The sequence below is a fragment of the Bacteroides sp. LFL-34 genome (genome assembly GCF_027257075.1).
In the GTDB taxonomy this organism is placed as follows: domain Bacteria; phylum Bacteroidota; class Bacteroidia; order Bacteroidales; family Bacteroidaceae; genus Bacteroides; species Bacteroides ovatus.
The window spans coordinates 1-15110 of the sequence record NZ_JAPQKZ010000021.1 but is presented as its reverse complement, the minus strand read 5'-3'; the positions used below and the strand labels follow the sequence as shown (position 1 = coordinate 15110).

Below are 15110 nucleotides of genomic sequence, written 5' to 3'. Positions count from 1 at the left end.
GAAATTATCTGTTTTTCTTTGCTTTCATGGCTTTCAGGGTGTTTTTTCGTACGGAACGGATAGCGGGAACCAGTAAGTCGGGCTCCATGATTTCCAGTATTGTGCGTAATTCCTGTTGCAGTTCCGGGATGGAGCGTGTCAGTTGATAAGCCAGTTTCATGCAGAGCGATTGCACGCCCGGTGGTTCCTCGCGGGATATCATGCGTTCCATGCAGAAATCAAGGAAATCCACTCGTGGCGGATCGGCGGCAGGTTGCTGGCATATCAGGTTCAGGATCATTCTCCGTTTTCCCGAGTGTGGGCAGGTCATGGCAGCGTCAATCAATTCTTCTTGTTTCCGGCTCAACCATTCTACATCTGCCTTGGAGAAATGAGTACATACCCACAATGCCTGATAGGAAACAATGTGGTCTTTGTCGAATATCAGCTGGTAGACTTCTTCTCTAAGACGCTCGTCGTCCTGTATGAAATGGAGTACTTCTCTGATATCTTCAATGTGTACACGTTCGGATAATCTGGCACGTAAGTTCATGTTTCTTTCGTTTTTGGGAAATTAATCTCTATTAGTGGAATCAGCTTCCGGCAGTTGCAAATGAAGAATAGGGAAAGGTTTACCCATGCTGTCCGTTTCATCTCTGCCGATGACTTGGAATCCCAAATGGAGATAGAACTGGAGTGCTTTTTCATTCTGCTCGTTTACGTCCACCTTATCCATCTGCTTTTTGTCTCTTGCATATTCCATTAATCGTTTGCCATATCCTTTTCTCTGTTCGTCGGGGTGTACGAATAACATTTCGATCAGTTCGTCGCTCAATCCCATGAAGGCGGCAATCTTTCCGTTGGCATTCCGGATAACAAAAAGTTCAACAGCGGGTAGATAATGCTTCCGCACCAGTGGTTTATAGAACTGGATATGTTCTTCCGTCAGGAAATCATGCGTGTGGCGAACGGACATTTCCCATACATGGAGGATTTCATCATAGTCTTCCGGAGTAGGTTGGGAGATGCCGGGCAGGTAGTAGCACTGGTGGTCGTAGATGTTTCCGTTGTAAGTCAGTTCTGCCTGATGAAGTGTACCTTCATAGATGAAACCGTTCTTTTTCAGTACTTTCTGCGAACGTTTATTGTGCGGATAACAGGTCGCTGTGATGAGGCTAAGCCGCAATTCTTCAAAGCCATAGTTGAGGACACCCTGCACTGCTTCGGTCATGTATCCTTTGCCCCAATATGATTCGTCGAGCCAGTAACCCAACATTCTCACTTGTAGATTTTCGCGTTTAGGGTCGGGGATAATTCCTACCGAACCGATTAGCTGTTTTGTATCTTTTAGTATCACTGCCCATATTCCCTCTTGGTTGATAAATGTGGAATGAAGTATCCGGCGGGATTCATCCAACGTACGATGGGGTGGCCATCCGGCATTGTTTCCCAAATTCGGGTTCTGGCAACAAGCAAAGAACGCTTCAGCATCTCTTTCTTCGAAAGGGCGGAGAAATAAACGTTCTGTATGGAGCGTCACGGGGGGAATACTTTCTGTTTCAGTTTCCTGTCTTGCTTTGTTTTTCGATTCGTTTGCAGTTCTCCGATATACGCACTCAATCCGGTTTCCGTCAGGATCGAGGACTACACTTTCAAAGTATCCGTCTCCCGAAGTACGCGGTTCGCCGGCGATGGTATATCCTTCCGAACGCATTTGTTCGGTGAAGCGTAATACTTCTTCCTGGCTGGGAAAGGTGAAAGCAAAGTGTGTCAGTCCAACCCTGTTTTCTTCAATGGGAGTGTTCTGTACATCTGTACGACTCATCAGTTCCAAGTCTGTTCCCTCTCCAAAAGAGATAAAATAGGACTCGAATCCTTTCTTGGGATTGATATATTTTTCGTTGCTTTTTCCTCCGAAGAAGCGGACATAGAACTCTTTTAGTTCTTCCAGACGAAAAGTCCAGATAGCGATATGATGTAGTTTCATATAAATGAATTTTCTAATTTCTATTACTTTGTTTCAATCTTCATTCGTACCGAATATACTTTGTCTCCATCTTAATGCTGCATTACATATTCGTAAACGATACGGGAAATATCAGCGATAATTTTATTGTTCGCTTGATTATTTTCTTCAGAATCCTTCACGAAGACAGCTATACTATAAGTACGTCCACCGGGCAAAAGAACGAAACCGATGTCATTACAACCGATTTGTTGTCCTTTCGCATTAAGATCTCCCGTTCCGGTTTTATGACCTACGGTTACTTTTTTGTCGAGCAACGGAGCAACCAGACGGTCTTGCCCGGTTTGACATTCTACCATTGTTTGAAATATGAAGTCTTTGTACACTTTGGGAAACAATGGCTTCTTACGGAATATTTCCACTAATTCGGCTGCGGCTAACGGAGTAGTCCAGTTTTCATAACATAGGTTCAAGTCTTCGTGCATGGCAGTTTCTGTACCGACGATGGCACATTCCCGAATTCCTAGTGAATGGATATACTTATTCACAGCATCCGGACCACCCTGATAGTTGAAAAGAATATCGCAAGCATTGTTATCACTCTGCTGAAGTGTGTATCTTAGGAGGTCGGCAATACTCATTTCAATTCCTCCTTGCGGATATTTATCTCGAAGCGGACTATAAGTGTCCGGCTTTAAATCCGATTTCTTAATGGGTAACCGGGTTTCCAGCGATTGCTTCTGTTTTCCCATATAATCTGCCAATGCTAATGCCTGATGAAACTTGAATACGCTCATCAGTGGATAGTGAATATCATTATTGACAGTTACCGTATCTTTTCCATCAATGATGACGGCTATTCCTATTTCGGCCTTCTTTCCTTTGATGGCTTCTTTCAACTGTGTCTCAAGTTGAGTTTGTCGGGCAAACAGGAGGGTGGGGACCAGACAAAGAAATACTATGAATGAACGCATAATCAATTTCTCTTTTAACGGGTTACTAATTCTCTATTGAAATCATATTTTCTGTTGAAGTCACAAAGGTATAAATAGTAATTGCCTTTGCAAATTCTCATTCAAAAATAGTGATGTCGGATAAGAAATTCCTACTTTTGTGAATCAATCAATTAATGAGTAGATATTATGATAAGATGTCAGTCGGAATTATTTCAATCATCGGTAAAATTAGTAGATGGATTGAAGATGAATACAAAAGAAGATTTAAAGCAGATGGCGAAAATATTATGTCTACCTGTTCCCACAAAACTGCGCAAAGATGAATATGCAACCTACTTTGCAGAAGCAGTTTTGGCTTGCCCTGATATGTGGCTTCCCCGATTGACACAGTATGAGCTGACTTTGCTTGATAAGTTGGTGAAAGCGGGAACCGATACGTATGTAGAAACTACAAATTCATTTATGGTGAGTACGTTGGAAATTCTGTCTTTCGTAGCGACGGATACTTGTCACTTGGAAGAAAGTAAAGTCCGCTACATGATTTGTGATGAATTGCGTGAAGCCGTAGCTCCTTATTTAAATAATTATTTGACTTCGGAAAAGCAGGCAATCCGTTTTATGGTAGAGCAGTATGCTTATGGAATCATAAATTTATATGGTTATCTGTCTTATTTCGATCTGTTAAGTATGCTGGTTGACTATTTGCAGGATTCGGTGACGAAAAGAGAAATAGCCGATAGTTTGGCTAATTCGGCATTGATACAGCGGCTAACCTTTGAGGCGGTGGATGGTTATAACTCTACTATTTGTATACAGTCTCCATTTTTGGACGATTTAGATGATTTGGAAGAAAAAATGTATGCTCGTCGTGAAATAACAAATAGGAAGAAGTTTTCCAAAGAAGAAGCTTTTGCGGCAGGAATGATGCCGTTAGTCGTTATTCCTAATCCGTGTTGGGATGAATTGAAGGTATATATGATGAAGAAACTGGGATATACGGAGGAAAAAGCGGATAGCAGTTTGGCATATTTGTGGCTTACTGCTCAAACGGAAGAAAATTCAATGTCTATTATTACTTCAATGATTAGCCATAAACTTTCTTCCATGCAGGAGCTGCAAGAGGCTATTGAACTATTTATGGATTATGTGAATCATTGTCCCCGTTGGTTCCTGAAAGGTTATTCTTCGGATGAAACATTCGTTTTATTTCAAAAAGACAAATTTAGAAAGAATCCTCCCCGCGTTGTTGCAGGCCCGAATATGAAAGCTGCCGGTATGGACATTACTCCGGAAATGCAGGCTGGGATAGACAATCTGTTTCGTGGTATGCCTTCCGGACACACGGTCGGAAGGAACGATCCTTGTCCCTGTGGAAGCGGGAAGAAGTATAAAAAGTGTTGTGGAAGGAATAATTGACCTTATAAAGTTCGTATCTTTGTAAAGTTTTCAAATAAGCATGATTATGAAAAAGTCTATAAAACGTTTACCCAAGCGAACGCAGGAAGAATTGACAGTCTTGCTGGATTTAGTGCGTAAAAGCATCGGGAATTGTCAGATGGTTATCCTGTTCGGAAGTTATGCAAGGGGAAACTATGTTTTATGGGATAGTAATATAGAATTCGGTGTTCATACTTCGTATCAGAGTGATTATGATATTCTTGTGGTCATAACCGGACCGGCTAAGCAAGTGGAAGAGAAATTACACCGTATTACGAATAAATATCATGACTTGTTTGCAGATCGTCGTCATGCTTTTCCGCAATTTATAGTAGAGCATATTAATACTGTAAACCGTAACTTGGAAGTCAGCCAGTATTTCTTTACGGATATAGTAAAGGAGGGGATTATGCTTTATAATAGTGGCAAACATGAATTGGCTAAACCACGGAAGTTGAGTTTTAGGGAGATTCGAGATATTGCACAAAAAGAATTTAATGAATTATATCCATATGCTTGCGGGCTTTTAGAAGGGGTGAAAGAATATTATTTGCCTAAGAAACAAACTAAGATTTCTGCTTTTCTTCTTCATCAGACGTGTGAGAAACTTTATAATTGTATCCTGATGGTCTTTACGAACTATCGCCCAAAGAGTCATAAAATCAAAGAACTTGGTGGGATGGTGAAACGTTTTTCTATGGAATTAACTGCAGTCTTTCTTCAAAATACGGACGCAGAGAAAGAATGTTTTGATTTATTATGCCGTTCTTACATTGAAGCTCGCTATAACAAAGATTTCAGTATCTCGCAAGAACAACTGGAATACCTTATTTCTCGCATAGGTATTTTGAAAGATATAACTGAACGTCTGTGTAAGGAGAAAATTGCGGAATATGATACGATGGCGGAATAATTGTCCCCTGTGAAATAAGTAGGTGTCGCATTTATAACTTGAATTCAGCTTCAGGGTCCTATGAAATGAAAAAACGAAATATATCTGTCATCTGTCACAATTTATAAATTAACTTCCAGAGTATGAGTGCTTAATGGTGTGACAGCACAAGGTGATAGCAGTGTGATAGCAATAATGCTGTCACCCAAAAACAAAGAAAAAATCAAAGATACTGTTTGGAATTTGATAGTATCAGCCATAGAAAGATAAGGCGTTCTATTTATTATCCCCGTACATTATGAGTTGTGTCCTGCCTTGAAGCCAACGGTTTCAAGGTGCGAAACTGTTGGTTCTGCGGTTTGAAACTTTAGTTTCATACGCTTGAAACTCTAGTTTCAATTACTTGAAACCATTGGTTTCTTACCGATGAAACTACAGTTTCTCTTAGCTGAAACTTTAGTTTCAAGCAAAGGAAACTAACTTGAAGCGTAACTGCGTGTAGGCGAACCTGTTTCTTTCCCCCAAAGAAATACTTGACATATCAATAATTTTCTAAATTAAAGTATTGTTTCCCTTGTCGGTTCCGGATAATATGAGTAATTTAGCAGTCTCAACGATCACAAAGACGCTGACAAAACAAATTATTATCAAATTAATGAAAATTACTCAATTTCGTAAGAATGAAGATACGATAGCGCTCAGCGTAATGGATCTTGATATACTGGTAAATAAGATAAAGACAGAAATAAAATCCCGCCCTGTTTCTACATTCAGAGAGCATCTGCGATATACCCTTTCCGATGAACGGTGTATGTTTGCCGATAAACTGCCCAAGATAATTCCTTCCGCTGAATTCCGTAAAGTAAACGGTCAGAAACAGATGAAAAACTACAACGGTATTGTAGAACTGACCATCGGTCCTTTATCCAATAAGTCGGAAATCGCTTTAGTGAAACAAAAAGCCTGTGAGCAACCACAAACCCGTTGTGTTTTTATGGGTTCAAGTGGTAAAACGGTGAAAATATGGACTACCTTCACCCGACCGGACAACTCGCTTCCTAAAACACGGGAAGAAGCGGAACTATTCCACGCCCATGCTTATCGACTGGCTGTGAAATGTTATCAGCCCCAAATCCCATTCGATATACTTCCCAAAGAACCGACTCTGGAACAATATTCGCGATTATCCCACGATCCGGACATCATATATCGTCCGAATTCAGTCCAATTTTATCTCTCTCAACCATCATCAATGCCCGAAGAAACCACTTTCCGGGAAGCGGTTCAGGCGGAGAAATCTCCATTGACTCGTGCCGTACCGGGATATGATGCGGAAAATGCCTTCCTGATGCTTTTCGAAGCCGCTTTTCGGAAAGCGTATGCCGATCTTCGGGAAGCGGGACTTGAATTGCGTGAAGGCACATGGCATCCTTTAGTCGTTCAACTGGCTAAAAACTGTTTTGCTTCGGGACTTCCGCAAGAAGAAGTCGTGAGACGTACCGTTTTCCACTTCTATATGTATAAACAAGAAGAGCTTATTCGGCAAATGATCGGCAATATATATACCGAGTGCAAAGGCTTCGGCAAGAATATCAGCCTAAGCAAAGAGCAGCAACTCGCCTTGCAGACTGAAGAATTCATGAAACGCCGCTATGAATTCCGCCATAATACCCAAATTGGTGAGGTAGAATATCGTGAAAGGCTTTCTTTTCGTTTCCGCTTCAATCCTCTCGACAAACGTGCGTTGAACAGCATTGCTTTGGATGCACAAATGGAAGGCATCCCCTTGTGGGACAGGGATATTAGCCGTTATATTTACTCCAACCGCGTCCCTGTATTCAACCCGTTGGAAGATTTTCTCTACCGGCTTCCCGCATGGGACGGTAAAGACCGTATTCGTGCATTGGCAGCCACCGTCCCTTGTAAGAATCCGTATTGGATGGATTTGTTCCACCGTTGGTTCCTCAATATGGTTTCTCATTGGAAAGGAAGCAATAAAAAGTATGCAAACAGTGTTTCGCCCTTACTCGTCGGACCGCAAGGAACACGTAAATCCACCTTTTGCCGGAGCATAATGCCTCCTTCCGAGCGTTCCTACTATACCGACAGTATTGATTTTTCCCGAAAGAAAGATGCCGAACTTTACCTCAATCGTTTTGCGCTTATCAATATCGATGAATTTGACCAGGTGAGTTCGACACAACAAGGCTTTCTGAAACATATTCTGCAAAAGCCAGTATTGAATGTGAAGAAACCTCATGGCAGTGCCGTGCTTGAAATGCGCCGTTATGCCTCATTCATAGCTACAAGTAACCAGAAAGACTTGTTGACCGACCCTTCCGGCAGCCGTCGTTTTATTTGCATCGAAGTGACCGGAGTGATTGACACCAATCGTCCGATAGACTATGAGCAGCTTTACGCACAAGCTATGTACGAATTGGAACATGGCGAACGTTACTGGTTCGACCAGGAGGAAGAAAAGATCATGGTGGAAAACAACCGTGAATTTGAACAAGTCCCACCGGAAGAGCAACTTTTCTTCCGTTATTTCCGTGCCGCACAGCCTGAAGAAGGGGAGTGGTTGTCTCCAGCGGAGATTATGGAGGATATTCAAAAAGGCAGTTCAATCCCGATGTCTGTCAAGAGGGTTAATTCCTTCGGAAGAATACTGAAAAAGCAAGAAATACCTTCCAAACATACGCGTAGCGGTACTCTTTATCATGTCGTAAGACTAATAACCAGGTGACGGCAAAAATGCCATCACCCTGCTGTCACCTCTTGCTGTCACGGGCTTATCGGTTCATTACTAAACTATTAACTCCTAAACTGTGACAGATGACAGCAACTTACCAAATATATTCTTCTGTGTAACGTTGGTAAGTTGGTTCTTCTTTTATCCCTTTATTACGGAACAGTTGTTTTATATAGGCTTGGTCTTTAGGCATAAGCCCCCGTTCTCCACGATAGAACCGATAATATCCCGTTTTCCCGTAGTGTCCCACTAATTGTATTCTGATACTGACTGCATCCTCATAAGGGATTCTGTCGAGCAACCGTTTTAGTCCCCATGCCACATGAACTTTGACAGCAGTCTTGAAACATTCGCATTGGTTTCCATCCGCAGGATAACGTGCCGGATTAACGATGGAGATATAAAGATAGTCGGCTATTTTATCTTGCGTAACTACGTGGCGCAAGCATTTCGAGGCTTGTGGACATTGGTCGTTGAAACACCGGGAGAAATTGTAGGGGACAGACGGGCTGTCGGATTCTTCTTTCATCTTGTAGGGTTTATTTTATTTGTGAGATACTGTTGTTAATATGTTAATATACGGGAAAATATTCTTCGCAAAAGTAGGGCTTTATTTTGGGAATGGGAAGTGTTTGGACAAATATTACTAATATGCAAAGAATCTTTTATAGAGAAATTGTGTTGTGATGTATCAAAAAATCTCTATTTCTTTCTCATATTCTATATTTTTACCTATTTTTGTAACTTCCGATAATATAGCCTTATCGGAAGTTACAAAAAAGACACACACATGAAACCGGAAGAAAAGGCTCGAATAATAATTGACCGTATGCTTAATGATGCGGGTTGGGAAGTAGTTGATAGAAATCATTATTCTCCTGAAGTATCTGCTATAGCAGTCGAAGAAGGCTTGCTGAAAGGTAATCGTGAAGCTGACTATTTACTTTTTTTAAATGGTAAAGCTGTTGGCGTATTGGAAGCAAAGAAAGAATCTGTGTCAATTTATTCTGAAATTGTGGCAGACCAGGCTGAAAAATATACTAGAGGTGTACCTCATTGGTGTCAGGCTTGGATGAATCCTTTACCTTTAGTTTATTTGTCAAATGGAAGGGAACTGTTATTCAGAGATACCCGTGAAGTTGATTCTGAATATATTTCTTTGAATAAAATTCATTCTCCTAAAGAAATAGTAAAACTATTAGGACTTAAAGATGATTTTGCAGGACTTCCAACTTTAAAAAGGAAAGGATTAAGGGATTGCCAGTATGAAGCGATAACAAAATTAGAAAATAGTTTTCGTAGCGGGCATGATCGTGCATTGATGGTTTTGGCTACGGGAGCGGGAAAGACTTATACCGCATGTTTGGCTGCCTATCGTTTGTTGGCTTTCACTTCAATGAAGAGGGTTTTGTTTCTTGTTGACCGTAATAATCTTGGAAAACAGGCAGAAGGAGAATTTGGAACATTCCGTTTGACAGAAAATGGTGATCCGTTTAATACCATATTTGGGGTAGAAAGATTGAAAACCGCGAAAATCCCAAATGATGCCAATGTTGTTATCGCTACTATACAGCGTTTATTTTCTTTATTGTCCGGAGACGATTTTATAGATGATGATAATGAAGCGGATTATGTTGTCGACGGCACTAGAAATATGAATTTGCCAGTTCATCCTAACTTGCCCCCGGATTACTTTGATTTGATAATTATTGATGAGTGCCATCGCTCTATTTATGGTAGTTGGCGAAGTGTGCTTGAATATTTTAGTTCTGCAAAAATGATTGGGTTAACAGCTACTCCTGCTGTTGAAACATTAGCCTTCTTTAATAACAACTTAATAGTGAACTACACTCTTGAAAAGTCAATAGTTGATGGTGTCAATGTTGATTATAGGGTGTTCCGTATTAAAACACAAGTAACCGAAGATGGCGGTGCAATTCGCGAGGGGGATAAAGTACGTAAAATAACCCGCTATACAGGTAAAACTGAAAATATCGAAACACAGGAAACGACTACTTATACAAGACAAGAACTGAATAGGAGTATTATTAATCCTGCTCAAATAAAGTTGATTTTAGAGACATATAGAGATGCGGTTTATACAGAAATGTTTAATGATCCCCAAAGAGAACCTAATTTTGACTATTTACCTAAGACATTAATATTTGCTTTGAATGATGCTCATGCAAGTAATATTGTTAAAATAGCGAAGGAAGTCTTTGGACGTGAAGATGATACGTTTGTGCAGAAAATCACTTATTCGGCTGGAGATAGTAATGAATTGATACGTCATTTTCGTAATGATAAGGAGTTCCGCATTGCTGTAACTGTGACTTTGGTTGCTACTGGAACAGACGTGAAGCCTTTGGAAGTGGTGATGTTTATGCGTGATGTCGAGTCTGACTCTCTTTATACTCAGATGAAAGGTAGGGGAGTACGTACAATTGGTGATGAGCAACTGCGTAATGTTACTCCAAATGCTCATAGTAAAGATTTGTTTTTCTTAGTCGATGCGGTGGGAGTAACAGAACATGAGCATTATGTAACAACTTCTGGAGCGGGAAGCAATGCTGAAACATTATTGTCTTTCAGGCAACTTTTAGAGCGTATCTCTCATGGTGAACTGCCGGATGAACATCTGCGATTGTTGGCTAGCCGTCTGTCAAGAATACATAATAAGGCAAATGAAGAACAGAGGAATGAGTTTATAAGATTGGCTGGTACAGATATGCGGGATATGGCATCTCGTATATATGAAGCTTTGGATAATAATCTGTTGCCGGAATATGTGAATATAAACGAACCGAATAACGAACGGAAAGGCTTGGTGCGTCCTCTCGCTATTCATCCCGATGCCCGTGAATATCTGTGTATTCTGAACGCCGGATTTGTCACAATTTTAATGCCCGGTGAAGATACATTGATTGAGAAAGGATTTTCCATAGAGGAAGCTCACGACACGACTCAGGCGTTTGAACAATATGTAAATGAACATAGAGATGAGATAGAGGCTTTACGCATTATTTATAACAATAACGGAGAATCTATCACTTATGCAATGCTTAAGGATTTGGAGAATCGGATGAAAATGGAGAATTACAAGTTTACTCCTTCTCAATTATGGAATACATACTCTATTGTTAACCCTTCCAATGTAGTACATTTTGGGACGAAAGAAGAAAAAGAAGCTTTGACTAATATTATTCAGTTAGTCAGATATGCTTATCATCAGGTGACAGAACTTCGTAGCCTGTCATCAATGGCTGCCCAACGTTTTGAATTGTGGTGTGGGCAGATACAGCGTACAATGACTGAGGCTCAAAAGAATACTATCCGTCAGATTGTGAACTATATTGTAGCGAATGGTTCTTGTACAATAAAAGAAATAAAGGAAGATGATAAAACAATAGCGCTTCAGATGATACGTAAGTTTGGTACTATAGCAGCGGTGAATGAGGCTATTGTTTCATTATCTCAGTTTTTAATTTATAATAGAAAAGTAGCATAAAATTAATATGGCAAAATCAAATTCGAATGAGCAAGGTCTGACTAAAAAGGTTTGGACACTTGCCACTACGTTAGCGGGGCAAGGTATTGGATTTACCGATTATATAACCCAACTGACTTATTTGTTATTTCTGAAAATGGATGATGAAAACGTTAAATTGCTTGACGAAGAATCAGCCATACCTGAAGGATATCGTTGGGAAAACCTGATAGAATTGGATGGTCTTGATTTGATAGGTCAGTATGAAAATACATTGAGAATACTGAGTGAGCAGGATAATCTGATTGGTACTATCTATACGAAAGCTCAAAACAAAATAGATAAGTCTGTATATTTAAAGAAAGTCATAACAATGATTAATGAGGAGCAATGGCTTATAATGGATGGTGATGTTAAGGGGGCTATTTATGAAAGTATTTTAGAGAAGAATGGACAAGATAAAAAGAGTGGAGCAGGTCAGTATTTTACTCCTCGTTCTCTTATATCGGCAATGGTTGATGTAACTCGTCCTCAGATTGGGGAAACGGTTTGTGACCCGGCTTGTGGAACTGGTGGTTTTCTTTTGGCTGCTTATGACTACATGAAAAAACAATCACAAGACAAAGGCAAACGGGACTTTTTGCGGAATAAAGCTCTACATGGTTCGGATAATACTCCTTTGGTTGTTACATTAGCTTCGATGAACTTGTATCTTCATGGTGTTGGTACTGACCGAAGTCCTATCATATGTCAGGACTCTTTAGAAAAAGAACCTAATATACTAGTGAATGTCATTCTTGCTAATCCGCCTTTTGGAACCCGTCCTTCTGGTTCTGTCGACATTAATCGAAGTGATTTTTATGTTGAAACGAAAAATAATCAATTGAATTTCTTACAGCATATAATGCTTTCGCTCAAAACAGGCGGACGTGCAGCGGTTGTTTTGCCTGATAACGTACTGTTTGAAGGGGGCGCTGGAGAAGTGATTCGTAAGAAACTACTTTCGGAATTTAATTTACATACTATTTTGCGTTTGCCGACTGGTATATTTTATGCTCAAGGTGTAAAAGCTAATGTATTATTCTTTACAAAAGGTAGTGGTACGAAGGATATTTGGTTTTATGATTATCGTACGGATGTAAAGCATACATTGGCTACTAATCCAATGCAAAGGCATCATCTTGATGATTTCGTTTCGTGTTATCATGCGGAGGATATAAATGCTCGTGTAGAAACATATAATGCTGAGGATAATCCGAATGGGCGTTGGCGTAAATATACTTGTGATGAAATAATAACTCGTGACAAGACTAGCCTTGATGTATCTTGGATAAAACAGGGCGGAGATGAAGTAGACTATTCATTATCAGAATTAATTGATATTCTCAAAGAGAAAAGTGATAACATAAGTAAAGCGGTGGCTGAACTTCAAAAATTAATGGCAAATATCGAGGACTAATGGACACAAAGAAACTACGACAGAAAATATTAGACCTCGCTATTAGAGGAAAACTTGTCCCACAAGATCCAAATGATGAACCTGCATCTGTTTTACTTGAACGTATTAAGGAAGAGAAAGAACGTTTGATAAAGGAGGGAAAGATAAAGAAAAGTAAGAAAACTGTTTCTTCTGATACGTACCATTATGAGAACGTGCCGTTTGAAGTGCCTGAGGTATGGGTGTGGACAACATTAGGAGAAATCTTAGAACTTGTCTCTGGACAAGATTTTCCTCCTGAAAAATATAATGCCAATATTGCAGGCATACCTTATATTATTGGGGCAAGCAATATTGAAAACGAGCAACTTATTATAAACCGCTGGACAGAATCCCCTTCTGTTTATTCTTATTTAAACGATTTGCTTGTAGTATGTAAAGGTGCTGGTGTAGGAAAAATGGCAATTAATAATATTGGTGTAGCTCATATAGCTCGTCAGATACAGGCTGTAAGGGGATATACAAATTATACCGATATTAAATATATAAAAGCTGTTGTAAAGAATAACATAGAGAATATAATATCCAAAGCTAATGGTCTGATACCAGGACTAAAACGAGAGTTATTGCTTTCTTTGCAGCTACCACTTCCACCTATTTCTGAACAACGTCGCATAGTTTGTGAGATTGAGCGTTGGTTCTTCCTTATTGACCAAATAGAGCAAGGCAAAGCTGACTTGCAGACCGTCATCAAGCAAGCCAAAAGCAAAATCCTTGATCTTGCCATTCACGGCAAACTCGTACCCCAAAATCCGAATGATGAGCCTGCCATCGAACTCTTGAAACGTATAAATCCTGACTTCACACCTTGTGATAACAGACATTATACGCAGTTGCCTAATGGTTGGGCAGTTTGCAGGCTTGATCAAGTTGCAGACGTATTAGACAATTTACGGAAACCTATTAATTCAAATGAACGTAATTTACGAATAAAGGGTAAACAAATAGATAGGTTGTACCCTTATTATGGTGCAACAGGTCAAGTTGGACTGATAGATGACTATATTGTAGATGGTCATTATTTATTGCTTGGTGAAGATGGCGCACCTTTCCTTGATAAAAATGCGATTAAGGCATATTCTATAAGTGGAAAAAGTTGGGTAAATAATCATGTTCACATCCTATCTCCCAAAATTGATTTTGAATTTCTACAATACTCACTTAATCAAATTGATTATTCTGAGTACGTAAATGGAAGTACACGCTTAAAACTTACTCAAACCGATATGTGTTCTATAAGATTAATGTTACCTCCATTATCTGAACAAAAACTAATTAAGGCTAAAATACAGACTTTATTTTCTCAATTGGACATGATAATGGGGAGCTTATAAACTCTCCATTATCATATCTAAAGTGGCGAAAATCATTTCTATTTTATCGATTATCCGCTTCTGCTCAGAAGACGGTGGTAGGTATATAGGCATTAATAAAAATTTATCAAGAATCAGATTGTGTAAACCCGTAGTCTGTGTTTGCATCAATCTCATAGCTCCTGTCTGATATATAGCCAGAATATAATAGTACAAAAATTTGCTTAATATGGTGTTGCTATACTTTATTCTTAATACCATTGTAAAATTACTGAATGAAAAAACGCCACCTTCACCTTCATAGAGTATTGTTCTTCCTACAGGATTATTATCACTACCGCCTGATTTCTCTACAATTAAATCACCATTCATTAAATGGCGTTTAGTAAAAGTTCGTTGTTCAACATCAATATATTCGATATTTGAATAGTCTAACTTAAAGTCTTTTGTAAAATTTGCATTGCGTATAACACCCACATGGACAAATGGTTCTTTCTTCCCTTTCCACAATCCATTGATGTTTTCGCATAAATCTTTAAGTGTAGTAGTACACCAACCATTAGGCAACTGCGTATAATGTCTGATATATTCTATTATATTGTTACCGTATTCATTATAAATCAATATAATATGGTAACAAAATTCAAAAGCTATCTCGCCAAAACTAATTTGGCAAAAAACACTGTTACATCGTATGTGTGGACAGTACAGGAGGTTGTGTCAAAACGTTGGCACAACCTCTTTTATATTTTACAGTTCTGCTATATTTTCTTTTGGCTATGCTGCTTTTTCCTCATGCATTTGGCAACAAGTTGCTATATTCCAATTAT

The 15110-nt window shown here is 39.4% G+C and carries 10 protein-coding genes and 2 pseudogenes; 7 read left to right on the top strand and 5 right to left on the bottom strand.

Annotated features, from left to right (window positions below):
• Positions 1-4: 4 nt before the first annotated feature.
• From N5O98_RS13855 to bla, 3 genes are all read right to left on the bottom strand, one after another.
• Positions 5-532 carry a hypothetical protein gene (locus N5O98_RS13855; RefSeq protein WP_004325104.1) on the bottom strand — a complete coding sequence of 176 codons (528 nt, stop codon included), beginning with the start codon at positions 530-532 and terminating at the stop codon, positions 5-7.
• 21 nt (positions 533-553) lie between these two features.
• Positions 554-1966 (bottom strand): GNAT family N-acetyltransferase, encoded by a 1413-nt coding sequence (locus N5O98_RS13850; RefSeq protein ID WP_022200039.1) that lies wholly within the window; start codon positions 1964-1966, stop codon positions 554-556.
• 71 nt (positions 1967-2037) lie between these two features.
• The gene (bla, locus tag N5O98_RS13845) at positions 2038-2919 is read right to left on the bottom strand and encodes a class A beta-lactamase, subclass A2 (RefSeq protein WP_032846009.1); all 882 of its coding nucleotides are present in this window, start codon (positions 2917-2919) and stop codon (positions 2038-2040) included.
• A 1320-nt stretch (positions 2920-4239) separates the two neighbouring features.
• Here bla and N5O98_RS27595 point away from each other — a divergent pair.
• The 3 genes and pseudogenes from N5O98_RS27595 to N5O98_RS13830 form a co-directional block, all read left to right on the top strand.
• Positions 4240-4317, top strand: a pseudogene (locus tag N5O98_RS27595) (SEC-C metal-binding domain-containing protein); the annotation flags it as partial.
• Between the two features lie 46 nt (positions 4318-4363).
• A complete protein-coding gene (locus tag N5O98_RS13835) occupies positions 4364-5251 on the top strand; it encodes a HEPN domain-containing protein (protein WP_004325108.1) in 888 nt (295 codons plus the stop codon).
• Between the two features lie 634 nt (positions 5252-5885).
• Positions 5886-7976 carry a BT4734/BF3469 family protein gene (locus tag N5O98_RS13830; RefSeq protein WP_070782614.1) on the top strand — a complete coding sequence of 697 codons (2091 nt, stop codon included), beginning with the start codon at positions 5886-5888 and terminating at the stop codon, positions 7974-7976.
• Between the two features lie 100 nt (positions 7977-8076).
• Here N5O98_RS13830 and N5O98_RS13825 read toward each other — a convergent pair whose 3' ends face one another.
• Positions 8077-8511 (bottom strand): DUF6078 family protein, encoded by a 435-nt coding sequence (locus tag N5O98_RS13825; RefSeq protein WP_008651257.1) that lies wholly within the window; start codon positions 8509-8511, stop codon positions 8077-8079.
• A gap of 261 nt (positions 8512-8772) precedes the next feature.
• Between N5O98_RS13825 and N5O98_RS13820 the strand changes: the two genes are divergently transcribed.
• The 3 genes from N5O98_RS13820 to N5O98_RS13810 are packed head-to-tail and all read left to right on the top strand — an operon-like array spanning position 8773 to position 14301.
• The gene (locus tag N5O98_RS13820; RefSeq protein ID WP_118161398.1) at positions 8773-11490 is read left to right on the top strand and encodes a type I restriction endonuclease subunit R; all 2718 of its coding nucleotides are present in this window, start codon (positions 8773-8775) and stop codon (positions 11488-11490) included.
• A gap of 7 nt (positions 11491-11497) precedes the next feature.
• Positions 11498-12928 (top strand): type I restriction-modification system subunit M, encoded by a 1431-nt coding sequence (locus N5O98_RS13815; RefSeq protein ID WP_118161397.1) that lies wholly within the window; start codon positions 11498-11500, stop codon positions 12926-12928.
• Positions 12928-14301 (top strand): restriction endonuclease subunit S, encoded by a 1374-nt coding sequence (locus N5O98_RS13810; protein ID WP_118161396.1) that lies wholly within the window; start codon positions 12928-12930, stop codon positions 14299-14301. Before N5O98_RS13815 ends, N5O98_RS13810 begins: the two co-directional genes overlap by 1 nt.
• Here N5O98_RS13810 and N5O98_RS13805 read toward each other — a convergent pair.
• Positions 14296-14904: a restriction endonuclease subunit S gene (locus tag N5O98_RS13805; RefSeq protein ID WP_004308158.1), complete on the bottom strand. Its 609-nt coding sequence runs from the start codon at positions 14902-14904 to the stop codon at positions 14296-14298. The genes N5O98_RS13810 and N5O98_RS13805 overlap by 6 nt on opposite strands.
• A 6-nt stretch (positions 14905-14910) precedes the next feature.
• Between N5O98_RS13805 and N5O98_RS13800 the strand changes: the two are divergent.
• Positions 14911-14991 (top strand): annotated as a pseudogene (locus tag N5O98_RS13800) (integrase); the annotation flags it as partial.
• Positions 14992-15110: the final 119 nt, after the last annotated feature.